Below are 23,269 nucleotides of genomic sequence, written 5' to 3'. Positions count from 1 at the left end.
TATGAATTATAAAGATACAAAGGCAGCATTAAGTACTATTACTTACGATAAAGAAGCTATTGAGGCTCCAACGGAAAATATTTATGAAGCGATCTCTGTAATAGCAAAGAGAGCTACTCAGATTAATGGAGATATCAAAAAAGAACTAATAGAAAAGTTGGATGAGTTTGCTACTTATAACGATAGCTTAGAGGAAGTCTTTGAAAATAAAGAACAAATAGAAGTTTCTAAATTTTATGAGAAATTACCTAAACCAACTGCAATTGCTGTAGAAGAATGGTTAAAAGGTAATGTGTATCACAGAACTCCAGAAGCAAAATAATGTCTATAGTAAGCGGTAAAAAAGTTTTATTAGGTGTTACTGCTGGAATAGCTGCTTATAAAACAGCGAATTTAGTTCGTTTGTTTATAAAATCAGGCGCAGAGGTCAAAGTAATTATGACTCCTGCGTCTAAAGATTTTATAACCCCGCTTACACTTTCTACATTATCTAAGAATCCTGTTCATTCTACATTTTATGAAAAAGAAGAAGAGAATGAATTGTGGAATAATCATGTGGAATTAGGATTATGGGCTGATATAATGCTTATTGCTCCAGCAACAGCAAATACGCTTTCTAAAATGACAAATGGTATTTGTGATAATTTGTTGTTAGCAACTTATTTGTCAGCAAAGTGCCCGGTGTATTTTGCTCCTGCAATGGACTTGGACATGTATATACATTCCTCAACAAAGGTCAGCTTAAAAAAATTGCAACGTTTTGGAAACATATTAATACCAGCAGCTTCGGGAGAATTAGCAAGTGGCTTGGTAGGAGAAGGAAGAATGGCAGAACCAGAAGATATTATTTCTTTTATAGAAAAAGATATGCTTTCTAAATTACCTTTACGAGGAAAAAAAGTATTGCTAACAGCAGGCCCTACTTATGAGGCAATAGATCCCGTTCGGTTTATTGGAAATCATTCTTCTGGTAAGATGGGCTTTGAATTGGCAAAAACAGCGGCGAATTTAGGGGCAGAGGTTTTTTTAATAACAGGGCCATCCTCTCAAAAAATACACCATTCTTTTGTAAATAGAATTGATGTGGTTTCGGCTGAAGAAATGTACCGAGAAGCACATAAGTACTATAAAAATATAGATATTGCTATTTTATCGGCTGCAGTAGCTGATTACAAACCTAAAAATATAGCTACTCAGAAAATAAAAAAGAAAGATACTTCGTTACAGATAGAGTTAGCACCTACAAAAGATATTTTGGCTTCTTTAGGAGCTATAAAAGAAAGTCAGTTTTTAGTAGGTTTTGCATTAGAAACGAATGATGAGTTAACGAACGCGAAAGGGAAGTTGCAGCGTAAGAATTTAGATGCAATTGTATTAAATTCGTTAAGAGATAAAGGAGCGGGATTTGCAACAGATACTAACAAGGTAACAATTATTGATAAAAATTTGAATGAAATACCATTCGAGTTGAAATCGAAAGAAGCAGTAGCTAAAGATATCATTCATGAAATTATAAAAATGCTATCTTAGCATTAATTAGGAGGCAGTTGAAAAGTTTTTTTATAATTTTTGACTTGCGTTCGATTTAACAAATTAAATGATCATAAATGCGTAATTATTTTCTATCCATTGTCTTAGCAATGCTTTCAATAAATTTAATCAATGCGCAAGAACTCAACGCATTGGTAACAATTAATGCCGATAAGATTCAAAGCTCTAACAAACAGGTATATAAAACACTTGAAAAGTCATTGACTGAGTTCCTTAATCAAACAGAATGGACAAAGAAAAAGGTGAAAGTGCAAGAGCGAATTAATTGTGCATTTAACATTATTATTAATTCTCAAACTAATAACAATTTTGATGCAAGTTTGCAAGTACAGTCAACAAGACCTGCTTATAATTCGACATATGAAACCCCTATACTAAATATTAATGACACAGACTTTAGTTTTACCTATAATGAATTTGATCCATTAATATATAATCCAACAAGTTTCGATAGTAATTTAATATCTACGATTGTTTTTTATGTATATACAATTATAGGAATAGATGCAGATACGTTTGCCTTGAAAGGAGGGGAAGATTATTTAAAAGAAGCAGAAAATGTAATGTTACAGGCTCAGCAAAGTGGAGGAGCAGGTTGGAAAAACGTCATAGGAAAACAAAGCCGTTTTTCTATTATTGATAATTTACTGTCTGCCAAATACGATCCATTGCGTACTATTTATTATAATTACCATATAAAAGGACTTGATGTTTTTAGTGAAGATGAAAAAGAAGCTAAAAAAAATATACAAACAAGTGTAGAACAACTAGAAAGTCTGTATAATATAAGTATAGGAAACCTTATGATCCGTATGTTTTTAGATGCTAAATCAGATGAAATAGTCAATATGTTTTCTGATGGAGCTTTAGGAAAAAATCCACAAAAAATGAAGCAAGTTTTACAGAAAGTCTCGCCAACTAACAGAGATAAATGGCAAAAAATTAATTAATTTTGTCAAGGATTAAAAAAGAGCCATAGCTTACTATTTGCCGTATTAATTCAAAAAGATTTTTTATTTTTCAAATAAGACAATTTGTTAACAACACTATCAATACAAAATTATGCGTTAATCAATCATCTCTCGATTGATTTAACCAATGGTTTATCAATTATTACAGGAGAAACAGGAGCAGGTAAGTCTATCTTACTGGGAGCTTTAGGATTAGTTTTAGGAAATAGAGCTGACTTATCTTCATTAAAAGATACTTCTAAGAAATGTGTCGTTGAAGTAGAACTACTACTTGAAAATTATAATTTACAAAACTTTTTTAGCCAAGTAGATTTAGATTATGAGGCAAATACGATTATACGTAGAGAAATTCTACCATCAGGGAAATCGCGTGCGTTTGTAAATGATACTCCTGTTAAGCTATCTGTTTTAAATGAACTCAAATCTAAATTAATAGATATTCACTCACAGCATCAAACGATGCAGCTTTCGGATACAGGTTTTCAATTTAGTATTATTGATGCTTTGGCAAAAAATCAAACTAAAATAGCTTCTTATAAGAGAGGGTTAAAAAAGTACCAAGCATTAAAAAAAGAGCTGGATTTATTGCTAAAAGAACAAGAAGAGTTTCAGCAGCAGTATGAGTACAATCTGCATTTATTTCAAGAACTGAGTGAAGCAAAACTGGAAGAAGGAGAACAAGAAGATTTAGAAGTAAAACTAGAAAAGCTAAATAATGTAGAAGATATCAAATTAAGCCTTTCAGAAGCATTGCAAATAACGGTCAGTGAGGAAGTAGGTACTCAATCTCAGTTGCATATATTAGAGCATAGTTTGAGTAAGATAGCTAGTTTCTCTAAAGATTATGAAAACTTACATAAAAGAATTTCTAGTATTAAAATTGAGTTAGATGATATTGTTGTAGAGTTGGAGAATGCTAATGAAAATATAGATTCTAATCCTAATGAAATAGAAGCATTAAATGATAGGCTGCAATTAATCTATAATTTACAAAAGAAACATTCAGTAGCATCTATAGCAGAACTAAAAAAAATAGAAGAAGAACTATCTGTTAAAGTAGGTCAAGTTGAAAATGCAGAAGAAATTATACAAGAAAAAGAAAAAAACATCCATGAAGTTACGCTAAAATTAAATGAGGTAGCTGAAATGATTTCTAATTCAAGAAAAAAAGTAATTCCAAAGTTACAAAAGGAATTAGAGTTTTTATTAGCAGAACTAGGAATGCCCAACGCCCGTTTTGCTATTCAAGTAAAGGCGTCTGGTAATTACTTTTCAAACGGAAAAGATGAACTAGATTTTTTGTTTTCGGCTAATAAAGGAGGTCATTTTGGAGAACTAAGAAAAGTTGCATCGGGAGGAGAACTCTCTAGAGTGATGCTTTCTATCAAGAAGATATTATCAGAAAACACAAAGCTGCCAACAATTATCTTTGATGAAATAGATACAGGAGTCTCAGGAGAAGTGTCTAATAAAATAGCGGCTATCATGAAAGAAATGAGTAAAAACATGCAAGTAATTACGATTACGCATTTACCACAAATAGCAGCTAAAGGAAAACAACATTATAAAGTATTTAAAAAAGAAATAGAAGGCATTACGACATCTGGATTAAAAGAATTAACAAAAGATGAACGTATTGTAGAAATTGCAGAGATGTTAAGTGGAAAAGATATTTCAGCATCAGCAATTACACATGCCAAAGAATTACTTGCTTAAAAAAGAAAAATTATGGAAAATTTTAATGAGGCAGAAAACGTATTATTTGAAGCAGATAAATTGATTTCAGAAGATAAAATAATTGAAGCAAAAGAAGTTTTGTTTGAAGCTTTAGCAGAGTATCCAAATTTTGGAAAGTTTCATAATTATTTAGGTTGGATTTACCATTACAAAATGGTAGATTATGAAAAGGCAGAGAGGCATTATAAATTATGTATTAAGCTAAGTAGTAGCTACCATTCTGCATATCATAATTTTTCTTACCTCCTAATTGATATGGGAGCTTATGAAGAAATGATTTCTTTTGGGACTAAAGCCTTACAAAGAAGATTTGTTGATAAAGGAACTATTTATAATCAGTTAGGAAAAGCGCAGGAACTTATAGGGAGTTTAAAAGAGGCTTATCGTAATTATTTATTAGCAAGAAAAAATTCAACAGCTTCCAATTATATGGAAGAAATTAATAGCTCTTTATTAAGAGTGAAGAGTAAAATGACTTTTTTTGAAAGGTTAAGCTTAATTAATAAACATTAATAAACGAAATATGTATAATTTATTAAAAGGTAAAAAAGGAATTATTTTTGGGGCTTTAGATGAAAATTCTATTGCGTGGAAAGTAGCAGAAAGAGCACATGAAGAAGGAGCCACGTTTGTGTTAACCAATGCACCTATAGCAATGAGAATGGGGGCAATAAAAGATTTAGCGATAAAAACAAACTCAGAAATTATACCAGCAGATGCCACTTCTATGGAAGACCTAACCAAATTAGTTGAGCAATCAATGGAAATTTTGGGAGGGAAGATAGATTTTGTATTGCACTCTATAGGGATGTCTGTAAATGTCCGTAAAGGGCGTCATTATACAGATCCTAAATATGATTTTACAACAAAAGGATGGGATGTTTCAGCAATTTCTTTTCATAAAGTAATGAATGTTTTATATAACAAAGAAGCGATGAGTGAGTGGGGAAGTATTGTTGCGTTAACTTATATGGCAGCGCAAAGAGTTTTTCCTGATTATAATGACATGGCTGACAATAAAGCATATTTGGAGTCGATAGCTCGTAGTTTTGGGTATTTCTTTGGAAGAGATCAAAAAGTACGTGTAAATACCATTTCTCAATCACCAACGCCAACAACGGCAGGTCAAGGGGTAAAAGGTTTTGATAATTTTATATCATATGCAGAAAAGATGTCTCCTTTAGGGAATGCAACAGCATTAGAATGTGCTGATTATACGATTTCTTTATTTTCTGATTTGACGAAAAAAGTGACTATGCAAAATTTATTTCATGATGGAGGTTTTTCAAATATGGGAGTAAGTGATGACGTGATGGAAAAGTTTGCAAGAGAATAAATAAAAAGGCTTTCAATTTTATGATGGATAAAAAATGCAAATTAGTAAATTTGCATTTTTTATTTAAAGAGGGGACAAAATGAAAAGAATTTTATCAATAGAAAAGCGAGTAGAGCCACTTAGAGAAGTGTTAAAAAAGCATGAGCTGTATGAGGCGTTAAGTGATATTAAAGATGTAAGAATTTTTATGGAAAGCCATGTATTTGCTGTTTGGGATTTTATGTCGCTATTAAAAGCATTACAGCAAAAGTTAACATGTGTTAGCTTACCTTGGATTCCCGTGGTAAATCCAACAACAGCAAGATTTGTAAATGAAATTGTGCACGGAGAAGAAAGTGATATTAATGAAAAAGGCGAACCTAAAAGCCATTTTGAGATGTATTTAGATGCTATGGAGCAGGTAGGAGCCGATATGACTCAAATTACCACTTTTATAGAGAAAATAAAAGAAAGGGAATCTATAGATAAAATATTAAAGGAAATAAAAGTACTCAAAGAGGTAGAAGATTTTGTTAATTTTACCTTTGAGGTAATAAAAACTGAGCAACCGCATATTATAGCAGCAAGTTTTACTTTTGGAAGAGAAGATGTAATTCCAGATATGTTTTTAGAAATCGTTCAAAAAGCAGAAGAAGGAAATAATGTTAGTTATAGTAAATTAACCTATTATTTAAGAAGGCATATTGAGTTAGATGGAGATGAACATGGTCCTTTATCATTAAAAATGATTGAGGAATTGTGCGGCAATGATGCTAAAAAATGGAATGAGGTAGAAAGTTATGCAAAGGAGGCATTACAAAAGAGAATTGACCTTTGGACAGGAATAGCAAATGTGCTAAAAAGGTAATGATGAACTTATCATTTTCAATAGTTATTCCCGTTTATAATAGGCCTCAAGAGATTGATGAATTACTAGGCAGTCTTATTAAACAAAATTTTCATGATGATTTTGAAATTGTAATCGTAGAGGATGGATCAACAGAAAAGTGCGATTTAATAGTAGAAAAGTATAAATCAAAGCTTTGTATTCGTTATTTCTTTAAAGAAAATAGTGGAGCAGGAGAAAGTCGTAATTTTGGAATGAATAAAGCGAAAGGGAATTATTTTATAATTCTAGATTCTGATGTGCTTGTTCCTACTCAGTATTTACAAGAGGTCAAAAAAAACTTAAGAGAAAATTATACAGATGCTTTTGGAGGGCCAGATGCAGCGCATAGTGATTTTACGCCATTACAAAAAGCAATTAATTATTCAATGACTTCAGTATTAACAACTGGAGGTATTCGAGGAAAGAAAAAGGCAATCGGTAAGTTTCAACCCCGTAGCTTTAATTTAGGGATTTCTAAAAAAGCATTTGAAAAAACAAAAGGTTTTTCTAAAATGAAGGTGGGTGAAGATATTGACTTGACATTTAGGTTATGGAAAAATGACTTTGAAACGCAATTAATAGAAAAGGCTTTTGTTTTTCATAAGAGAAGAAGTACTATAGGGCAATTTTTAAAGCAAACTTTTTCTTTTGGAGCAGCTCGCCCAATATTGAATAAGAAATATCCTACAACAGCTAAATTAACTTACTGGTTTCCTTCGCTGTTTATATTGTTTTTATGTATAGGGATTCTGTTATCTTTTTTAGGGTATTGGGAGTTTTTAATATTTTATGGATTATATTTTATAGCAATATTTGTAGATTCACTTATTCAAAATAAAAAATTAAATGTTGCTGCTCTTAGCATATTAACAACATCGGTTCAGTTTTTAGGCTATGGTACGGGGTTTATTAAATCTTCTATCCAATAACTAATGTTACTAATAACTTAGGCTTAGTTTCGTTTAAAGAAAAGTTATTTTTATTTCAGTAATTATCAAAAGATAAAACTATAAAGCCTTCTTAAAAAAGAAGACTTCATGTTAAATTAATTCAAGTTTTAGTAAAAACTGATATATAATATTTGCTATGTAAAAGCTGGTTATTAAAGGATACTATGTATGTTTTCAGGAGGTCTTCCTATAGTAGCTTTATTACCGTTAATAACTATTGGGCGCTCAATTAATTTAGGGTACTCAACCATAGCTTCCATAATAGCAGTGTCAGAAAGTTCTTTACCTTTATAATTTTCTTTCCAAACAGCTTCGTTTTTACGAACGAGTTGAATAGGTTTTATATTTAGTAAATTAATGATTTTTGTGAGTTCAGAAATAGAAGGAGGTTGCTCAAGGTATTTTACAACCTCAAATTCTTTTCCAGATGTTTCTAAAATTTCCAATCCTGAACGAGATTTACTACATCTATTGTTGTGGTATATTTTTATCATATCCATTAAAATTTATTTTTCCTTCTGTCCATTTAACATTAAATAGGCTTTTAAGAAAGGGTTAATATTTCCATCCATTACAGCATCTACATTTCCTGTTTCATGAGCTGTACGCACATCTTTTACTAACTTATAGGGATGCATTACATAATTTCTAATTTGACTTCCCCATTCATTTTTTAATTTATTAGCTTCGATATCAGCACGCGCAGCCAATCTTTTTTGCAATTCTATTTCATATAGTTGAGATTTTAACATTTGTAGTGCAGTAGCTCTATTATCATGTTGAGAGCGTGAATTAGAGCAAGAAATTTTAATACCCGTAGGTTTATGGGTTAGTTGTACTTTAGTTTCAACTTTATTTACATTTTGCCCACCAGCACCGCTTGACCTTGCAGTTACGATCTCAATATCAGCAGGATTTATATCTATTTCAATACTATCATCAGCCACAGGATACACATACACAGAAGCAAAAGAAGTATGCCGTTTGGCATTGCTATCAAACGGAGAGATTCTAACTAAACGGTGTACGCCATTTTCTCCTTTTAACCATCCAAAAGCGTAATCGCCACTTATTTCTATAGTAACTGTTTTTATACCAGCAGTATCACCACTTTGGTAATTTAAGGTTTTTAAAGAGAAACCTTGCTTTTCAGCCCACATGGTGTACATTCTAGTAAGCATTTCAGCCCAGTCACAGCTTTCGGTACCTCCTGCTCCAGCAGTGATTTGGATCGTAGCGCTTAAGCGATCTCCTTCTTCAGAAAGCATATTTTTAAATTCGATATCTTCTAAAAAAGAATTTGTTTTTTCAAATTGCTGTAAGAGTTCTTCATCTTCAATATCTCCTTCTTTATAAAATTCATATAAGACGGTTAAATCGTCATTTAAAGAAACACAGGTGTTATAATCTTCAACCCACTTTTTTTTGAATCGAAGTGATTTCATTAAAATCTCTGCCTCTTTTGGATCATTCCAAAAATCAGGATTAGCGGTTTTTTCCTCTTCATTATTAATTTCTATTAATTTCTTGTCAATTTCCAAATAGCTCTTTAACTTGTCAACTCGTTCAGAAATATTTTTAAGTTGTTCGTTTGTTATCATAATCGGTACAAAAATACACTTTCAAACTAAATTATATAGTAAATGGAAATCAATTTAATTAGTGATACGGTTACAAAACCAACTAAAGGAATGCTAGAAGCAATGTTAGTAGCTAAAGTAGGGGATGATGTTTTCAAAGCAGATCCTACGGTAAATAAATTACAGCAGAAAATAGCAACTATGTTTGGCATGGAAGATGCATTGTTTTTTCCGTCAGGAACTATGGCTAATCAAGCAGGAATAAAATTACACACACAGCCAGGTGATCGTATGTTTTGTGATAAATGGGCGCATGTATATAACTATGAAGGAGGTGGGGTAGCTTTTAATTCAGGAGTAACTTCGTGTTTAATTGATGGAGATAGAGGGATGTTTACGAGTGAGCAATTAGTTTCACTTGTTTCAGATAAGCCAGATATACATACTCCGTATAATAGGTTAATATGTATTGAAAATACTACGAATAAAGGAGGTGGTGCTTGTTGGGATTTTTCGGAACTGCAAAAGATAGGAGCAGTAGCAAAAAAACACGATTTGAAGTATCATTTAGATGGAGCTAGGTTGTTTAATGCTCTTGTAGCGAAGGGCGAGACACCTAAGCAGTATGGAAAATTATTTGATACAATTTCTATATGCTTGTCAAAAGGGTTGGGAGCTCCTGTTGGTTCTGTTTTAGTAGGAACAAAAAAAGAAATAGAAAAAGCATTACGAATTCGTAAGCTATTTGGAGGAGGAATGAGACAAGTGGGTTTTTTAGCTGCTGCGGGAATATATGCGTTGGATTATCATATTAATCGCTTAAAAGAAGATCATCAAAAAGCAAAAGAAATAGGAGCGGTTTTAAAGGAATGCTCTTATATAACGAAAGTAGAACCTATTGAAACTAATATTGTTATTTTTTATGTAGATAAAGCTATAAGTTCAGAGGAATTTATAAAAAAGCTAAAAGAAAAAGGGATTTTATTAATAGCTATGGGAGAAGGTAAATTACGAATTGTTACTCATTTAAATTATACAGATGAAATGCACCATTATCTACTAAGAGAACTTAAAAAATTATATTAAGCTAAGTTAAAAGTAAAACCTAATGATTGGAGAAATAGGAGAAATATAGATATTTGTATCTTTATCATATAAAATATCATATCGAATACCTAAAGAAGCCATTCCAAATCTATAAGCTACTCCTAAGTAAAGAGCGGGGTAATTATAATTATTTTTGAACCCTAGTAAATTTTGGTTTACAAATAACTGTTCAAGTTCTGCAGATACTTGTATTTGACTTATGGGGTTATATAATGAAATAATACTGGCACTAAAAACATTTGATGTTAAACTATTTTGTTTGTTATATAAGTACCCTAAACTAGCTCCTAAAGAAAATTGGTCATTAAATTCGTAGAGTGCGCTTGGTGATATGGAAACTGTAGTGTTATTAGATCTAAAAGACAACCCCAAACCACCTCCATAGCGAACATGATTCCAAAAATCAGATTTTGTAGTATTTTGAGATGAAAGGTGTAGAGAGCATATAAGGGATAGTAAAGCGATTCCTTTTTTCATAGTATGTTTAATTTTCAAGTTTTGCTAATTCTTTATAGTTAATAGTTAGTTTACGTAGTAAAAAACCGTAAATTAGTTGGTAAAACCCCCAAATGAGTACGAGCAATATTATTGTGCTAATAATTGCTAGGCAAATGAATAATGATAGTTTTTTAGAACTAAGCTCTTCTATGTTGGTTTGTATCATTGATATAGTGACTATGCCAGAAAGTATAAAGCCATAAATAAGATTGAATAAAACATAATGCTTTACTGTTCTTCTAGTTTTTAAAATTTTAGCCATTAACGTTTTTGTTGATTCAATAACAGAGATACTTTTATAATTCAAATAAAACTTTGCTAAAAAGTAAAACAAGATAAGATAGGTTATTATCTGAGAATAAAAAACAAATTTTCCCAGCCCCAAACTATTGTATTTTTGATAGGTTGCCTCCATATCAATAATGAAATAAAGAGAATTTAATATCGCAAATTCCAAAAGTCCTATAATAAAAATCCATTTTACGATAGAAGACGATTTTGAATGTGCCATTTTATAAATATCAGCTTTTGACAGTATATTAACTTCTTTAGGCTGATTATCCCATGCTTTTTTATATCCTTCTAATAAATCCATATATTATGGGTTTAATACTTTTTTAAGTTTTTCTTTAGCTCGATTCATCTTCACACGAGCATTTACCTGACTAATACCTAAAGTTTTTGAAATTTCCTTATAAGGTTTGTTTTCTAAATATAAAAATATCAATGCTTTATCAATATCGTTTAATTTATGAATGGCAGTGTATAAGGCTTTTAATTGCAATTCTTCGGTGTCATCATAATCATTAGACTTTATTTTATAAGCAAAGTCGCTAATGTCTTGCGTTTTTATAGTTCGAGTTGATTTTCTGTATAAAGAAATTGCTGTATTTAAAGCAACTCTATACATCCAAGTGCTGAATTTAGCATCTCCTCTAAATTTACTATAATTTTTCCAAAGCTGAATTGTTATTTCTTGAAACAAATCATTATGTGCGTCTTGGTTGGTCGTATAAATTCGACATACCTTATGAACAATATTTTGATTTTGCTCAAAGTCTAATAAAAATTTAGCTTCTAGATCTTTCTGCACTTAAAGTTTAATTAGTTGATGCTAATGAGTAGTGTAAAAATACATTTTGTTACATTATTTCAAAAATATTTTAGAGCATGCTATGAAAAATTACTTAGCGTCTGTTGTTCGCTTTTATAAAATCAGTAATTAAATAACTTATAAATTTACCTACTTGATTGATAGCTAGGTCATCTTGCATCACAGAAGGAGCTCCTTCACATATATGTAGGTAGCTAGCGTTCTTGTTCTTTCCGAAGAAATGAACGAATTGTCGAGTTTGTTGCGGTGAAAATCCAGTAGGAGTCATTGCACTACTTGGAAAATTTTGGATAGCGTCTAAGTCAACTTCAATACCGAAAGGCTTTTCTTTGATAAAGTTTAAAGCTCGTTGTAATTCGTTTTCAAAAGGAACAGATTTGTATATTTCTAGTGCTTCAAAAGTATTGTACTCCAGCTTCATGTTTTCATGAATACGATCAAAAATATATTGAGGGGTATAATTTTGATGCAACCCGAACATAAAATAATGATCTAAAAAGCCATTATGTATAGCATAAGAGAATCCATTACCGCTATGGCGTTCTTCAAGTTTTCGCAAATCAGTATGAGCATCTAAATTGACTACATTAATAGAGGATTTTTTGGCTGTAGCTAAACCTTTTAAGTTTCCGTAGGAATTGTTATGGCCTCCTCCAATTATAATAGGGGTTTTTCCTACCGAAATGAGAAAATGGATTAATTTTGATAATTCTAAATCAATTTGCTTTACCAAGTAATCTCCTTTTTCAGGATCATCAGGAGTAAAATCATGAGCTACCTCTAAAAAATCTAAATAACCTAAAAGAAGGATATCTTTTCCTGTTATAAATTGATTCTCTTGGATGTTAAGAAGAGCTTTTAAACTAGGGGTAAAAGCAGTATGTGCTCCGCCATTTCCCTTATTCATTTTCACCCCAATATCTTCAGGAACTCCTATGATAACGAATTTTGATTTGCTATTTTCTACCTGTTTGAAAAAGTTTTCAGGATCATGAATAGTAGAAATAACTTCTCCTAATTTTACCTCACCTTCTCTAAGGTTTATAAATTGACGGATTTCATCTTGCGTGAAAATATGTAACATATTAAATTTTTTTACCATTAATAAAAACGCTTTCAATTACGTTAGTACCAAAATTATAAGGAATAAATCCGTAACTAGGAATTTCTTTAGTAATTATAAAATTAGCTTTTTTGCCTTTGGTAATACTTCCAACTTGATTAGATAGGTTCATAGCATAGGCTCCATTGATTGTTGCGGCATTTATAGCTTCTTCAGGAGTCATTTTCATTTTTATACAAGCAGTTGCTACCACGAAATTCATATTGCCTGAGGGGGTTGATCCAGGGTTAAAGTCTGTAGCCAAGGCCAAAGGAAGTCCTTCATCAATAATAGTTCTAGCAGGGGTATATGGGATGCTTAAAAAATAAGAACATGAAGGAAGTGCAACGGGCATTGTATCCGTGTTTTTTAAAGCATTGATGTCTTCTGAATTCATTACTTCTAGATGATCGACAGATAAAGCATTTTGAGCGATACTCATTTGAATACCTCCAATGGTTGTAAATTGATTGACATGAACCTTAGGAATCAATCCGTATGGTTTTGCTGCTGCTAAAATCTTGGAAGTATCTTCAACAGAAAAATATCCTGTTTCACAAAAAGCATCTATAAATTCAGCTAGGTTTTCTGCTGCAACTTGAGGAAGCATTTGATTGATAATTAAATCAATATAGCCTTCTTTGTCCTCTTTATACTCTTGCGGAAAGGCATGAGCACCTAAAAAAGTTGCCTTAATAGGTAGCTCAAAATTTTCTTTAAGTTTTTTGATGACACGTAGCATTTTTAGTTCAGCATCAACTGTGAGCCCATATCCTGATTTTATTTCAATAGCACCAGTACCTAACGAAATAACTTCTTTTAATCGTTGGGCAGATTGATGATACAAATCTTCTTCACTAGTTTGCTGTAGTTTTTTAGCAGAATTTAAAATTCCACCTCCATTATTAGCAATTTCCTCGTAAGTCAATCCATTAATTCGATCTACAAATTCTTGTTCCCTATTACCAGCATACACAATATGGGTATGAGAATCACACCATGTAGGCAATATCATTTTACCTGTGCAATCAATAATTTCATCAGCAGAGGTGTCTAAAGTATCCATACTGCCGTAGTTAATTATTTGATCGTTTTCGAGCAACAGAAAAGCATTTTTAATTGTAGGTAAAATCCCCATCTCCTTTCCTGAAACTTTGGTAATAGTATTTTCTCTTACTTGAATTAATTCTTTGATGTTTATCAATAAAGTAGCCATGTGAAATTTGTAATTTTAAGGTAGCAAACTTACATTAAAAACTAATAATTATGTTGCTTTTTTGGAAGGAATAAGTTTTTTTAGTATTGGTTCTAATTTCATTATTTATTTTGAGGAAAGGGAAGTAAATGGAATATTAATGCTAAATCTTACGTCACTTGATAGCCTTCTAACTGAATTTTTTTAGAAGGATAGCTAGGTGTTATAAACCTTTATGCTTGTTTTTAGGAATTGCGGGCCTGTAAATAAACAGATATTATAGTGGGAAGATAGGCATTATGAGTTGATTTTTTCTAAGATTTTATCGTACACGAAGCAATAATAATCGTGATACTGAGGAAGCAATATATTATTCAGCTTTTGAGTATTCTTCAAAGTTTCAAGCGGATATAATTTGAGTTCAGATACTTCTTCCTTTTGAAGGGTTAATGAGTCAAAAGGGCAGGTTAGTTCGGTAATAAAAACATGATGAAATTCGTTATCTTGAATTCCATTTGAATGTGATATTTGATGTTTGCGCACAGTTATTTTAAAAAGCTCTTTCGCTGTTATTTTTAATCCTATTTCTTCTTTAACTTCTCTGAGAGCTGCGGTCATGATCTTTTCACTAGCAGCCACATGACCTGCTACTGAAATATCCCACATATTGGGGAAAACTTTTTTAGAAGGAGCTCTTTTTTGAAGCAAAATTTTACCATTACTAGTATATAACCAAATGTGCACTGTTAAATGAAAAAATCCATTTATATGTGCTTCTGACTTTAAACAGGTTTTTCCTGTATAATTTCCTGTATGATCAACAATAGCTATTAGTTCGTCCATAAAAAAGAATCCCGCGTAAAAGCGGGATTTTGGTTTTATTTAAAGTAAGAAAACGTTTCTCCTTCTTTTATATTTAATAATGTTTCATAAATCATTTTAATCACATTCTCCACATCTTCTCTATGAACCATTTCTACAGTAGTATGCATATAACGAAGCGGTAATGATATTAATGCAGCTGCAACACCACCATTACTATAAGCAAAAGCATCAGTGTCAGTACCAGTAGCTCTTGACAAAGCAGAGCGTTGGAAAGGGATTTTGTTAATTGTTGCAGTATCTGTAATTAAATCACGTAACTTTTGTTGAACAGCAGGAGCATAAGCAATCACAGGTCCTTTCCCCATTTCTAAATGACCTTCTTTCTTTTTGTCAATCATAGGTGTGGTAGTATCATGCGTTACATCAGTTACGATTGCAACATTTGGTTGAATTGTATTGGTAATCATTTCTGCACCACGTAAGCCAATTTCTTCCTGAACAGAATTTGTAATATATAATCCAAAAGGTAGTTCTTTGTTATTCTCCTTTAATAAACGAGCTACTTCTGCAATCATAAATCCTCCCATACGATTGTCTAAAGCGCGGCAAACAAACTTATCACCATTTAAAACATGAAATTCATCAGGGTAAGTGATAACACAGCCTACATGTACTCCTAATTTTTCAACTTCTTCTTTGGTAGCGCAGCCAGTATCTATAAAAATATTATCTGGTTTAGGAGCTTCCTCGTTTCCTTTATCACGTGTATGAATAGCAGGCCATCCGAATACGCCTTTAACAATCCCATTCTTAGTATGTATGTTTACAATTTTACTAGGAGCTATTTGGTGATCACTACCTCCATTGCGAATGACATAGATCAACCCATTATCCGAAATATAATTTACATACCAAGAAATTTCATCAGCATGTCCTTCTATAACTACTTTATATTTAGCTTTTGGGTTAATAACACCAACAGCGGTACCATAAGTATCAGTAATGAATTCATCTACGTATGGCTTTAAATAATCCATCCAAATTTTTTGACCTTCCCACTCATATCCTGTAGGAGATGCATTATTCAAGTATCTTTCTAAAAAATCTAAAGACTTTTCATTCAAAATTGATTTATTTGCCATATTTCTTAATTTTTACGTTCTTCTTTGTTGTCAGCTCCCCAGAAGCGTCTGCTTCTAATGAAATCTTCTTGCTCCTTTAATTCTTCTGGAGATAATACTTTTAAAAATGAAGGGTGTTGTTCTATTGCATATTGAATCTTCTCGACAATGCTATCCATGCTTTCGTTTTCATAATCAATTTCTAATGGCTTTTTTATTACCATAGATTGCAATACATTTCGTTTTTTTATTTGTAGCCCTTTTTTATCAAAAGAGCGTCTGAAACCGTCAATAACAATAGGAACAACTATTGGTTTAAAGGTTTTAATGATATGTGCCGTTCCTCGTCTAATAGGTTTAAAAGCGGTGGTTGTACCTTGCGGAAAAGTAATGACCCACCCATCATTTAAGGCTTTTCCAATATTGGAAATATCAGACATCTTAACTTGTCTTTTGATATCTTTTCCAGCACTACGCCAAGTTCTATCAATAGAAACAGACCCTGTATAAGCGAATATTTTAGGAAGTAAACCAGATCGCATAGTTTCACCTGCAGCAATATAGTATAAATTTAATTTAGGATTCCAGATATACCCTATGTTTTTAATATTGTCAACGCGTCCTTTTAAAGAAGCATTGAAAACATGAAACATAGCGGCAACATCCGCAAAATAAGTTTGGTGGTTAGAAACAAACAGAACATTAGCATGGGGGAGATCTCTAATGATTTCAGAGCCTTCAATTTGCAAGTCGTTAAATCTACGATAGCGACCGTGAGAAATTACGCCAAAGATTCTAATTAACCATTTCTTTAAAAATAAAATATGTCCAAAAGGATTTCTTTTTAATAGAGGCATTATATGTTAGTTTATTAGTTAAAATCGCTTTTTTAAAAAAAGAGCGAAATACAAAAGTACGAAAGAATTACCTAAGAATGTTAAATTAATAGTTCTCTAATTTCACTTAACATCATAGCAGTTGCTCCCCAAACAGTATAATTATTTAGTTTAAAGCAGGGTACATTTATATTTGTAGCATAAGAAGTTGAAAGGTTAACAGCGCTAATGTTGGCGTCATTTAATAAATCTGCAACCAGAACTTCAATTGTTTCGGCAACCTCTTCATTCATTATAAAATCAGGTTTTTGTGAACTTACAGCAATAAAAGGAGTTGCTAAAAAATTGCTAGGAGGAATATAAACGTCTGTTGTTTCACGAAGTACCGTTACTAAATTCTTTGGAATGCCCATTTCTTCATGAGCTTCTCTTAAAGCAGTTTCTTGTAAGTTCTTATCTGTTTTATCAACTTTTCCACCAGGAAAACTTACTTGTGCAGAATGAGTGCCTTTATAACTAGCTCTTTTAGTTAGTAAAATACAGGTTTGAGAAGCTTCGTTAGGGTAAAATAAAGCTAAAACGGCAGCTTTTCTAGGGTTTAAAGCTTTTATTTTATTTTCGGAATAGCGCAAACGCATCTCTGGAGCTAGTTTGAATTGAGCATCTAGACCTCCTAGTCTTTTTGTTTTGATAAGAGGGACTTTTGATAAAAACGTGTTAAAATCCATAGAAATGATTACTTTAGGCAAACATATTAAAAGTTCATATAATAATTATAAAAATGTAAAATGAAAAAGCTATTTAATATATTAACAGGATTGATCACATTATATTTTTTGGCAACTCTTTTAATGCCTTCACAGGTAGATAAAATGCAAAATAAAACAGCTTTATTACCTCCGTATCAAGTTTCGAAGAAAGCTAAGGAAGTATATGATTCACTGGAGTTTATAGCAGATATGCATTGTGATGCATTACTATGGCAGAGAAATTTATTGGATGCTAAAACCTATGGACACGTAGATATTCCTAGAATGATAGAAGCAAATATGGGGTTGCAGGCATTTACCATTGTAACAAAATCGCCCAAAGGACAAAATTTTGATAAAAATGCAGCAGATACGGATCAAATAACAATGCTTATGTTAGCGCAAGGAAATTCTTTTAAATCGTGGACTAGTTTAACAGAAAGGGCATTGATACAGTGCTCGAGATTGTATGATTTTGCTGAAAAATCTAAAGGAAAGTTTAGTATAATTAATTCTAAAAAAGATTTAGAAAGTTATATATTAAAGAAAGAAAAAAATCCTAAGATCACTGCTGGATTTTTAGGAGTAGAAGGAGCTCATGCTTTAGATGGAAATATAGAAAATATAGATGTATTATTTAATGCAGGGGTAAGAATGATGGCGCCTACCCATTTTTTTGATAATAAATTAGGAGGATCTGCACATGGTGTTTCTGGAGGAGGATTAACAGCGTTTGGGAAGGAAGTGATAAAAAGAATGCAACTTAAAAATATGATTGTTGATGTAGCGCACGCTTCTCCAAAAATGATTGATGATATTTTAAAAATAACAACGAAGCCACTTGTTAGTTCTCATACTGGAGTCAAAGGAACTTGTAACAATGTTCGGAACTTATCTGATAAGCATATTAAGGGAATAGCAAAAACAGGAGGTTTAATTAGCATTGCTATGTTTCCTAAAGCAGTCTGTGGAAGTTCTGTGAAAAAAACAGCAAAAGCCATACAATATGTAGTACATCTTGTAGGAGTAGATTTTGTTGCATTAGGATCTGACTTTGATGGGGCAGTAAAAGCAAGTATTGATGTTACTGGCTTACCTTTAGTTGTTGAAGAGTTGTTGAAGTTAGGGATTTCTAAAGTAGATATTCAGAAAATAATGGGAGGGAACGTAAAACGCTTGTTATTAAATAATTTGCCAGATGAGTAAAAGAAGAAAATTAGTATTGAGTTTACTTTTTGATGTGATAGGGTATGTTTCTTTTATAATTCCAGGAGTAGGTGAATTATTAGATATTATATGGGCACCTATATCTGCTTATTTGATGATGAGAATGTATGATGGAAAAAAGGGAAAAATAGGAGCGGTTTTAAATTTTATAGAAGAAGCAATGCCAGGGATAGATGTACTTCCTACTTTTACTTTAATGTGGTGTTATTCTTATATCTTTAAAAAAGATAATAGAGCAATGGAAAAGAGGTAAAAAAAGAAGTTACTTTTAAAGAGTTTAAAACTTATTTTTTAAATAAAAACCCTAGCCCTAATCGGCTTAGAAACTTTTTTTCAAATTCCCAAAAGAAGCTAAATTGTCCAAAGAGCCAGCCTACGATAGGTAAGGTAGTTTGATAAATAGGAAAAATGAGTAATATGCGCAATGGGTAGTATATCCAAGGGCTAGTTATATCAGGAGAAATCCCTAAGAAAGTAGTGATAGGTTTGGCAACCCAAGCGGCAAAAGAGCCATTGATGGCAAATACAATAAATATTGCTATAACACTCCAGTTATTCGTAATTCCCCAACGCTGTTTTAATTTCTCCATAAGAATAATAAAGTTTGATGCAAAAGTATATAAAAGAAAAAGGTCAAGCAAAATTTGTTTGACCTTTTATATTTTTTGTAAAAATGGCAATTATTTTCCAAATAAACCGCCAAGAAGCCCACCAAGACCTCCAGATTTTCCTTGTTCTCCACCTCCTAAAATCATTCCAGCTACATCGTCAATAACGCTTCCGTCACCATCAGCATCTAAAATTTTTTCTAAAAAGCTTTGTTCTTGTTGTGTATCGTTACCACCTAGCAACCCTCCTAGTAAACCATTCAGTTGATTTGAATTATTTACATTATTTTGACGTGATTGCTGTCCTAGCACTCCCATTAAAAGAGGAGTAGCTGTTTTTAAAATATTGGCAACTGAACCGCTATCTATTCCAGCTTTTTGACCAATGATTTGTGTTACACCTTGTTGTTTATCACCTAAAACATGGTTTAGAATTTTGCTTCCGTCTTGTGTCACATCATCGTTAACACCACCTCCAAATAAATCGCCTAAGTTATCCAAAATACCTCCGTCATGTTTCTTTAAAGCTCCCATCAACCCCGCAGCACCTTCTGGAGTAGTGGTATTTCGTTGCATTGCTTTCATTAGCACTGGTAAAGCCATCGTTAAAACACTACTTGTTTTTCCTGTGTCTTGCCCAGTAGATCCTGCTACACCTGAAATAATCGTTTTCCCTAAGTCGCTATTCAATAAATCTAAAATTCCTGCCATTTTTATTGTTTAAATATGAATGATAAATATGTTTTTACATAAATTAAGACACAAGATACAAAAAGGAAGTCACAAGAAAAACTAAAAAAGAGCATTAAAAATAGGATGCTTTATAGTATTTTTTATCTTTACCCATAACTTGTAAAAGTTAATAAAAACATAAATTACTTAGTAGATATGAAAAAAATAGCATTGCATTGGCAAATTTTAATAGGGATGGTTGTGGGATTGATATTCGGTTTTTTAGCCCTTAAATTTGGTTGGAAGGATTTTGTGGCTGATTGGATAAAACCATTAGGAACTATTTTTGTGAAATTATTGAAGTTAATAGCAGTGCCTCTAATAGTTGCATCATTAATAAAAGGGATTTCAGATTTAAAAGATATTTCAAAATTTAAAAATATAGGTGTTAGAACCATTATCATTTATATAGGAACGACTATAGCTGCTATTACTATAGGTCTTTTTCTAGTAAATATGATTGAACCTGGCAATGGAATTTCTCAAGAAACAGTAGATAAGTTAACAGAAAAATATGCAGGGAGCTCTAGTATTTCTGCCAAAATAACAGAGGCTACAAAACAGCAAAAAAGTGGACCATTGGAATTCGTAGTAAATATGGTTCCAGATAATGCTGTAAAGGCGATGAGTGATAATAAGGCGATGTTACGGGTTATATTTTTTACTATATTTTTAGGAATTTCAATGTTGTTGATAGGGGAAAAGAAAGCTGCACCATTAAAAAACTTTTTTGATAGTTTAAATGATGCTATTCTTAAAATGGTAGATATCATTATGTTAGTTTCTCCTTATGCTGTCTTTGCATTACTGGCAAATGTTATGGTTACTTCAGGAGACCCAAAAGTTTTATTAGCCTTGTTAAAATATGCAGGAGTGGTGATTATTGGTTTGTTAGCAATGGTTATTTTTTATTGTATTTTGGTTAGTATTTACACTAAGAAAAACCCTATGTGGTTTTTAAAACAATTGAGTCCAGCTCAATTATTGGCTTTTTCAACAAGTTCAAGCGCGGCAACCTTGCCTGTAACGATGGAGCGTGTAGAAGAGCATATAGGAGTAGATAAGGAAGTATCAAGTTTTGTGTTACCAGTTGGAGCAACTATAAATATGGATGGAACAAGCTTGTATCAAGCAGTAGCAGCTGTTTTTGTAATGCAGGTGCTATGGCCAGAGGGGCTTGGATTTGCGAATCAAATGTCTATTGTGTTAACAGCGTTATTAGCGTCAATAGGAAGTGCCGCTGTGCCAGGAGCGGGAATGGTGATGTTAGTTATAGTGTTAGAGTCAGTGGGATTTCCAAAAGATTTGTACCCTGTAGCATTGGCCTTAATTTTTGCTGTTGATAGACCTTTAGATATGTTAAGAACAACAATAAATGTAACAGGAGATGCAACTGTTTCTATGATTGTAGCAAAGTCAGTTGGCAAATTAGGAATACCAGCTCCAAAAAATTGGGATGATCATTATGAAGCTGTTAAATAAATAAAGGGTCGTATAGTAATAAGTTTTATTTATGGAATTAAGAGTACATAAAGCTATTGTATTTGTTGATTGGCTGTATGAAAATATGGAGAATCAGAATTTGGTAATATTAAATGCAACGATAAAAAAAATAGGAAATAAAGATGATTTTAAGGAAGAAGAGAAACAAATAAAAGGAGCTTTATTTTTCGATTTAAAAACTATTTTTTCGGATCAAAATTCTCCATTACCGAATACAATGCTGCCTCCTGATAAATTTGAAGAGGAAAGCCAAAAGCTAGGAATTTCAAAAGACAGTTGTATCATTGTTTATGATGATTTAGGAACTTATTCAAGTCCTAGAGTTTGGTGGATGTTTAAAGTGATGGGCTTTGAAAATGTTGCAGTTTTAAATGGAGGTTTCCCTGAATGGAAAAGTAAAGGCTTTCCTACGGAAGATAAGAAAATCATAACTGCGAAAACAAGAGGAAATTTTACGGTGAATTTCCAAAATAAAAAGATAATTAGCACAAAAGAATTATTAACTGTACTGAGTGTAAAAGATTCATTAATAATTGATGCGCGCTCTTCCAGTAGATTTAAAGGAGAAGAGCCTGAACCAAGAAAAGAAGTAAGATCAGGTCATATTCCTAGTGCAATTAACTTACCTTATGGACTGTTACAAGAGGGAGGGTTGATGAAATCTTCGCGTCAATTAGAAATCTTATTTGAAAAGGTGAACAAAGAAAAAGTAAAGATGATGTTTTCTTGCGGATCAGGAATTACTGCTTGTATATTAGCGTTAGGAGCAGATATAGCAAACTATAAAAACTATGGTGTTTATGACGGCTCATGGACAGAATGGGGAAGTAATCATAAGTTGCCTATTGAAAAATAACCTTAATAAAAAAATCACCTTGGTATATTTTGTACCAAGGTGATCTTTTAGAAGGAACTCCTAATTTCATGAATTTAAGAACATACCCCCAAGTACTCCACTTTTATAAAAGCTTTCTTACTTCATTTTTAATAAAAGAAATCGCGGTTTCAGTAGGAGAAATATTTTTAGAATAATTAGCTAAGATATTTTCTCTTAACTCATCAGCAGTTTTGGCAGTTTCAGAAAGCTCTTTTAACTTGTTTATAATTGCAATTTTAGCTGTAATAATGGCAGTCCAAGTATCTTCAGAAATATAAATTTGTTGTACAAGATTATGGTCAAATTCTTGTTCCATATTACCAATAAGTAGTTGTAAATAAGCGTTGGTGTTATTTCCAATAGGTTTTACTCTGACCAATAACTTTAATGGATGAATACGCTCGCAAAATAAGAGCAAACGTTCATAAGCTTGGAGTTTTATAGGCAAAGACGCTCTTTTTCTTTCAGCCAAAGCCTTAAATTTTTTTTCAGTTGCATTATGTTTCAAAAAGCTACTAAAAAAATAATAGGCTACTAAACCAGTTACAATGGCAGGCAAAGCATAACTTAGCCCTTCTAATATTTTGTTTTCCATAAAATAATAACTTCTAAGAGTGCGAATATAGTACTAACTACCAGAATAATTTATTTAAAAGAAATAAAAAATATTCAACTATTATCGAGTAAGCAGCGAAACTTTAAGGAAATAAAGAATAGCAAAGAGAAATTTGTGAATAAAAAAAAGGATTACACTAATAATAGCAACTAAAGAATACTTAAAT

General features: G+C 32.1%; 27 protein-coding genes. 13 read left to right on the top strand and 14 right to left on the bottom strand.

Annotated elements, in window-relative coordinates:
• Nucleotide 1 precedes the first annotated feature (1 nt).
• The 8 genes from MARIT_RS08940 to MARIT_RS08905 all read left to right on the top strand — a co-directional run bounded on the left by MARIT_RS08940 (nucleotide 2) and on the right by MARIT_RS08905 (nucleotide 7,392).
• On the top strand, nucleotides 2-322 hold the full coding sequence (locus MARIT_RS08940; RefSeq protein WP_024739934.1) for a DNA-directed RNA polymerase subunit omega: 321 nt from the start codon (nucleotides 2-4) through the stop codon (nucleotides 320-322).
• Nucleotides 322-1,530 carry a bifunctional phosphopantothenoylcysteine decarboxylase/phosphopantothenate--cysteine ligase CoaBC gene (gene coaBC, locus MARIT_RS08935; protein WP_024739933.1) on the top strand — a complete coding sequence of 403 codons (1,209 nt, stop codon included), beginning with the start codon at nucleotides 322-324 and terminating at the stop codon, nucleotides 1,528-1,530. Before MARIT_RS08940 ends, coaBC begins: the two co-directional genes overlap by 1 nt.
• 77 nt (nucleotides 1,531-1,607) lie before the next feature.
• Nucleotides 1,608-2,501: a type IX secretion system protein PorD gene (gene porD / locus MARIT_RS08930; protein WP_024739932.1), complete on the top strand. Its 894-nt coding sequence runs from the start codon at nucleotides 1,608-1,610 to the stop codon at nucleotides 2,499-2,501.
• 84 nt (nucleotides 2,502-2,585) lie between these two features.
• Complete coding sequence (gene recN, locus MARIT_RS08925) at nucleotides 2,586-4,238, top strand: DNA repair protein RecN (RefSeq protein WP_024739931.1); 1,653 nt, start codon at nucleotides 2,586-2,588, stop codon at nucleotides 4,236-4,238.
• Between the two features lie 12 nt (nucleotides 4,239-4,250).
• Nucleotides 4,251-4,772: a hypothetical protein gene (locus MARIT_RS08920; RefSeq protein ID WP_024739930.1), complete on the top strand. Its 522-nt coding sequence runs from the start codon at nucleotides 4,251-4,253 to the stop codon at nucleotides 4,770-4,772.
• Nucleotides 4,773-4,782: 10 nt separating this feature from the next.
• Nucleotides 4,783-5,595 (top strand): enoyl-ACP reductase FabI, encoded by an 813-nt coding sequence (locus tag MARIT_RS08915; protein ID WP_024739929.1) that lies wholly within the window; start codon nucleotides 4,783-4,785, stop codon nucleotides 5,593-5,595.
• Nucleotides 5,596-5,674: 79 nt separating this feature from the next.
• Nucleotides 5,675-6,442 (top strand): DUF3050 domain-containing protein, encoded by a 768-nt coding sequence (locus tag MARIT_RS08910; RefSeq protein WP_038025201.1) that lies wholly within the window; start codon nucleotides 5,675-5,677, stop codon nucleotides 6,440-6,442.
• A 2-nt stretch (nucleotides 6,443-6,444) separates the two neighbouring features.
• A complete protein-coding gene (locus MARIT_RS08905; protein ID WP_038025209.1) occupies nucleotides 6,445-7,392 on the top strand; it encodes a glycosyltransferase in 948 nt (315 codons plus the stop codon).
• 173 nt (nucleotides 7,393-7,565) lie between these two features.
• Here the strand turns inward: MARIT_RS08905 and arsC are convergent, their stop codons facing one another.
• Nucleotides 7,566-7,907 carry an arsenate reductase (glutaredoxin) gene (gene arsC, locus MARIT_RS08900; protein ID WP_024739928.1) on the bottom strand — a complete coding sequence of 114 codons (342 nt, stop codon included), beginning with the start codon at nucleotides 7,905-7,907 and terminating at the stop codon, nucleotides 7,566-7,568.
• Nucleotides 7,908-7,919: 12 nt separating this feature from the next.
• Nucleotides 7,920-9,014: a peptide chain release factor 2 gene (gene prfB, locus MARIT_RS08895; protein WP_024739927.1), complete on the bottom strand. Its 1,095-nt coding sequence runs from the start codon at nucleotides 9,012-9,014 to the stop codon at nucleotides 7,920-7,922.
• Nucleotides 9,015-9,056: 42 nt separating this feature from the next.
• On the opposite strand from prfB, the gene MARIT_RS08890 reads away from it, so the two are divergent.
• Complete coding sequence (locus tag MARIT_RS08890) at nucleotides 9,057-10,079, top strand: threonine aldolase family protein (protein WP_024739926.1); 1,023 nt, start codon at nucleotides 9,057-9,059, stop codon at nucleotides 10,077-10,079.
• Between the two features lie 6 nt (nucleotides 10,080-10,085).
• Here the strand turns inward: MARIT_RS08890 and MARIT_RS08885 are convergent, their stop codons facing one another.
• The 9 genes from MARIT_RS08885 to MARIT_RS08845 all read right to left on the bottom strand — a co-directional run bounded on the left by MARIT_RS08885 (nucleotide 10,086) and on the right by MARIT_RS08845 (nucleotide 17,519).
• Nucleotides 10,086-10,577 carry a hypothetical protein gene (locus MARIT_RS08885; protein WP_038025208.1) on the bottom strand — a complete coding sequence of 164 codons (492 nt, stop codon included), beginning with the start codon at nucleotides 10,575-10,577 and terminating at the stop codon, nucleotides 10,086-10,088.
• 7 nt (nucleotides 10,578-10,584) lie between these two features.
• A complete protein-coding gene (locus tag MARIT_RS08880; RefSeq protein ID WP_024739924.1) occupies nucleotides 10,585-11,193 on the bottom strand; it encodes a hypothetical protein in 609 nt (202 codons plus the stop codon).
• A gap of 3 nt (nucleotides 11,194-11,196) precedes the next feature.
• On the bottom strand, nucleotides 11,197-11,691 hold the full coding sequence (locus MARIT_RS08875) for an RNA polymerase sigma factor (RefSeq protein ID WP_024739923.1): 495 nt from the start codon (nucleotides 11,689-11,691) through the stop codon (nucleotides 11,197-11,199).
• Between the two features lie 94 nt (nucleotides 11,692-11,785).
• A complete protein-coding gene (locus MARIT_RS08870; RefSeq protein WP_024739922.1) occupies nucleotides 11,786-12,796 on the bottom strand; it encodes a formimidoylglutamase in 1,011 nt (336 codons plus the stop codon).
• Nucleotide 12,797: 1 nt separating this feature from the next.
• Nucleotides 12,798-14,030 carry an imidazolonepropionase gene (gene hutI, locus MARIT_RS08865; RefSeq protein WP_024739921.1) on the bottom strand — a complete coding sequence of 411 codons (1,233 nt, stop codon included), beginning with the start codon at nucleotides 14,028-14,030 and terminating at the stop codon, nucleotides 12,798-12,800.
• Between the two features lie 276 nt (nucleotides 14,031-14,306).
• The gene (locus MARIT_RS08860; protein ID WP_024739920.1) at nucleotides 14,307-14,852 is read right to left on the bottom strand and encodes an NUDIX hydrolase; all 546 of its coding nucleotides are present in this window, start codon (nucleotides 14,850-14,852) and stop codon (nucleotides 14,307-14,309) included.
• A 35-nt stretch (nucleotides 14,853-14,887) separates the two neighbouring features.
• The gene (locus MARIT_RS08855) at nucleotides 14,888-15,976 is read right to left on the bottom strand and encodes a M42 family metallopeptidase (RefSeq protein WP_024739919.1); all 1,089 of its coding nucleotides are present in this window, start codon (nucleotides 15,974-15,976) and stop codon (nucleotides 14,888-14,890) included.
• Nucleotides 15,977-15,981: 5 nt separating this feature from the next.
• Nucleotides 15,982-16,812, bottom strand: a complete 831-nt coding sequence (locus MARIT_RS08850; protein ID WP_024739918.1) for a lysophospholipid acyltransferase family protein — start codon at nucleotides 16,810-16,812, stop codon at nucleotides 15,982-15,984.
• A gap of 80 nt (nucleotides 16,813-16,892) precedes the next feature.
• Nucleotides 16,893-17,519 carry an NUDIX hydrolase gene (locus MARIT_RS08845; protein ID WP_024739917.1) on the bottom strand — a complete coding sequence of 209 codons (627 nt, stop codon included), beginning with the start codon at nucleotides 17,517-17,519 and terminating at the stop codon, nucleotides 16,893-16,895.
• A 60-nt stretch (nucleotides 17,520-17,579) separates the two neighbouring features.
• Here MARIT_RS08845 and MARIT_RS08840 point away from each other — a divergent pair, with 60 nt between their 5' ends.
• On the top strand, nucleotides 17,580-18,746 hold the full coding sequence (locus tag MARIT_RS08840) for a dipeptidase (RefSeq protein ID WP_024739916.1): 1,167 nt from the start codon (nucleotides 17,580-17,582) through the stop codon (nucleotides 18,744-18,746).
• Nucleotides 18,739-19,020 carry a hypothetical protein gene (locus tag MARIT_RS08835; protein WP_100211326.1) on the top strand — a complete coding sequence of 94 codons (282 nt, stop codon included), beginning with the start codon at nucleotides 18,739-18,741 and terminating at the stop codon, nucleotides 19,018-19,020. The genes MARIT_RS08840 and MARIT_RS08835 overlap by 8 nt, the downstream gene beginning before the upstream one ends.
• Before the next feature lie 31 nt (nucleotides 19,021-19,051).
• Here the strand turns inward: MARIT_RS08835 and MARIT_RS08830 are convergent, their stop codons facing one another.
• Both MARIT_RS08830 and MARIT_RS08825 read right to left on the bottom strand, forming a co-directional pair.
• Nucleotides 19,052-19,357: a DUF6787 family protein gene (locus MARIT_RS08830; protein WP_024739914.1), complete on the bottom strand. Its 306-nt coding sequence runs from the start codon at nucleotides 19,355-19,357 to the stop codon at nucleotides 19,052-19,054.
• A gap of 90 nt (nucleotides 19,358-19,447) precedes the next feature.
• Nucleotides 19,448-20,086 (bottom strand): DUF937 domain-containing protein, encoded by a 639-nt coding sequence (locus tag MARIT_RS08825; protein ID WP_100211325.1) that lies wholly within the window; start codon nucleotides 20,084-20,086, stop codon nucleotides 19,448-19,450.
• A 177-nt stretch (nucleotides 20,087-20,263) separates the two neighbouring features.
• Here MARIT_RS08825 and MARIT_RS08820 point away from each other — a divergent pair, with 177 nt between their 5' ends.
• Both MARIT_RS08820 and MARIT_RS08815 read left to right on the top strand, forming a co-directional pair.
• Complete coding sequence (locus tag MARIT_RS08820; protein ID WP_100211324.1) at nucleotides 20,264-21,589, top strand: dicarboxylate/amino acid:cation symporter; 1,326 nt, start codon at nucleotides 20,264-20,266, stop codon at nucleotides 21,587-21,589.
• A 31-nt stretch (nucleotides 21,590-21,620) separates the two neighbouring features.
• Nucleotides 21,621-22,466, top strand: coding sequence for a sulfurtransferase (locus MARIT_RS08815; protein WP_100211323.1), 846 nt, complete (start codon nucleotides 21,621-21,623; stop codon nucleotides 22,464-22,466).
• A gap of 103 nt (nucleotides 22,467-22,569) precedes the next feature.
• Here the strand turns inward: MARIT_RS08815 and MARIT_RS08810 are convergent, their stop codons facing one another.
• Nucleotides 22,570-23,082 (bottom strand): DUF7935 family protein, encoded by a 513-nt coding sequence (locus MARIT_RS08810; protein ID WP_024739910.1) that lies wholly within the window; start codon nucleotides 23,080-23,082, stop codon nucleotides 22,570-22,572.
• Between the last annotated feature and the right edge of the window lie 187 nt (nucleotides 23,083-23,269).

The organism is Tenacibaculum maritimum NCIMB 2154 (assembly GCF_900119795.1).
Lineage (GTDB): Bacteria > Bacteroidota > Bacteroidia > Flavobacteriales > Flavobacteriaceae > Polaribacter > Polaribacter maritimus.
The sequence above is the reverse complement of the archived record's forward strand: the minus strand, read 5'-3'. Positions and strand labels throughout refer to the sequence as shown.

What these genes read in the sequence shown, in the direction of transcription:
- porD (WP_024739932.1), top strand. Translation starts at nt 1,608, where the DNA reads ATGCGTAATTATTTTCTATCCATTGTCTTAGCAATGCTTTCAATAAAT.
- coaBC (WP_024739933.1), top strand. Translation starts at nt 322, where the DNA reads ATGTCTATAGTAAGCGGTAAAAAAGTTTTATTAGGTGTTACTGCTGGA.
- MARIT_RS08890 (WP_024739926.1), top strand. Translation starts at nt 9,057, where the DNA reads ATGGAAATCAATTTAATTAGTGATACGGTTACAAAACCAACTAAAGGA.
- MARIT_RS08910 (WP_038025201.1), top strand. Translation starts at nt 5,675, where the DNA reads ATGAAAAGAATTTTATCAATAGAAAAGCGAGTAGAGCCACTTAGAGAA.
- MARIT_RS08940 (WP_024739934.1), top strand. Translation starts at nt 2, where the DNA reads ATGAATTATAAAGATACAAAGGCAGCATTAAGTACTATTACTTACGAT.
- MARIT_RS08870 (WP_024739922.1), bottom strand. Translation starts at nt 12,796, where the DNA reads ATGTTACATATTTTCACGCAAGATGAAATCCGTCAATTTATAAACCTT.
- MARIT_RS08845 (WP_024739917.1), bottom strand. Translation starts at nt 17,519, where the DNA reads ATGGATTTTAACACGTTTTTATCAAAAGTCCCTCTTATCAAAACAAAA.
- prfB (WP_024739927.1), bottom strand. Translation starts at nt 9,014, where the DNA reads ATGATAACAAACGAACAACTTAAAAATATTTCTGAACGAGTTGACAAG.
- MARIT_RS08830 (WP_024739914.1), bottom strand. Translation starts at nt 19,357, where the DNA reads ATGGAGAAATTAAAACAGCGTTGGGGAATTACGAATAACTGGAGTGTT.
- MARIT_RS08885 (WP_038025208.1), bottom strand. Translation starts at nt 10,577, where the DNA reads ATGAAAAAAGGAATCGCTTTACTATCCCTTATATGCTCTCTACACCTT.
- MARIT_RS08915 (WP_024739929.1), top strand. Translation starts at nt 4,783, where the DNA reads ATGTATAATTTATTAAAAGGTAAAAAAGGAATTATTTTTGGGGCTTTA.
- MARIT_RS08820 (WP_100211324.1), top strand. Translation starts at nt 20,264, where the DNA reads ATGAAAAAAATAGCATTGCATTGGCAAATTTTAATAGGGATGGTTGTG.
- MARIT_RS08880 (WP_024739924.1), bottom strand. Translation starts at nt 11,193, where the DNA reads ATGGATTTATTAGAAGGATATAAAAAAGCATGGGATAATCAGCCTAAA.
- hutI (WP_024739921.1), bottom strand. Translation starts at nt 14,030, where the DNA reads ATGGCTACTTTATTGATAAACATCAAAGAATTAATTCAAGTAAGAGAA.
- MARIT_RS08860 (WP_024739920.1), bottom strand. Translation starts at nt 14,852, where the DNA reads ATGGACGAACTAATAGCTATTGTTGATCATACAGGAAATTATACAGGA.
- arsC (WP_024739928.1), bottom strand. Translation starts at nt 7,907, where the DNA reads ATGATAAAAATATACCACAACAATAGATGTAGTAAATCTCGTTCAGGA.
- MARIT_RS08810 (WP_024739910.1), bottom strand. Translation starts at nt 23,082, where the DNA reads ATGGAAAACAAAATATTAGAAGGGCTAAGTTATGCTTTGCCTGCCATT.
- MARIT_RS08850 (WP_024739918.1), bottom strand. Translation starts at nt 16,812, where the DNA reads ATGCCTCTATTAAAAAGAAATCCTTTTGGACATATTTTATTTTTAAAG.
- MARIT_RS08835 (WP_100211326.1), top strand. Translation starts at nt 18,739, where the DNA reads ATGAGTAAAAGAAGAAAATTAGTATTGAGTTTACTTTTTGATGTGATA.
- MARIT_RS08840 (WP_024739916.1), top strand. Translation starts at nt 17,580, where the DNA reads ATGAAAAAGCTATTTAATATATTAACAGGATTGATCACATTATATTTT.
- MARIT_RS08825 (WP_100211325.1), bottom strand. Translation starts at nt 20,086, where the DNA reads ATGGCAGGAATTTTAGATTTATTGAATAGCGACTTAGGGAAAACGATT.
- MARIT_RS08855 (WP_024739919.1), bottom strand. Translation starts at nt 15,976, where the DNA reads ATGGCAAATAAATCAATTTTGAATGAAAAGTCTTTAGATTTTTTAGAA.
- MARIT_RS08920 (WP_024739930.1), top strand. Translation starts at nt 4,251, where the DNA reads ATGGAAAATTTTAATGAGGCAGAAAACGTATTATTTGAAGCAGATAAA.
- MARIT_RS08905 (WP_038025209.1), top strand. Translation starts at nt 6,445, where the DNA reads ATGAACTTATCATTTTCAATAGTTATTCCCGTTTATAATAGGCCTCAA.
- MARIT_RS08815 (WP_100211323.1), top strand. Translation starts at nt 21,621, where the DNA reads ATGGAATTAAGAGTACATAAAGCTATTGTATTTGTTGATTGGCTGTAT.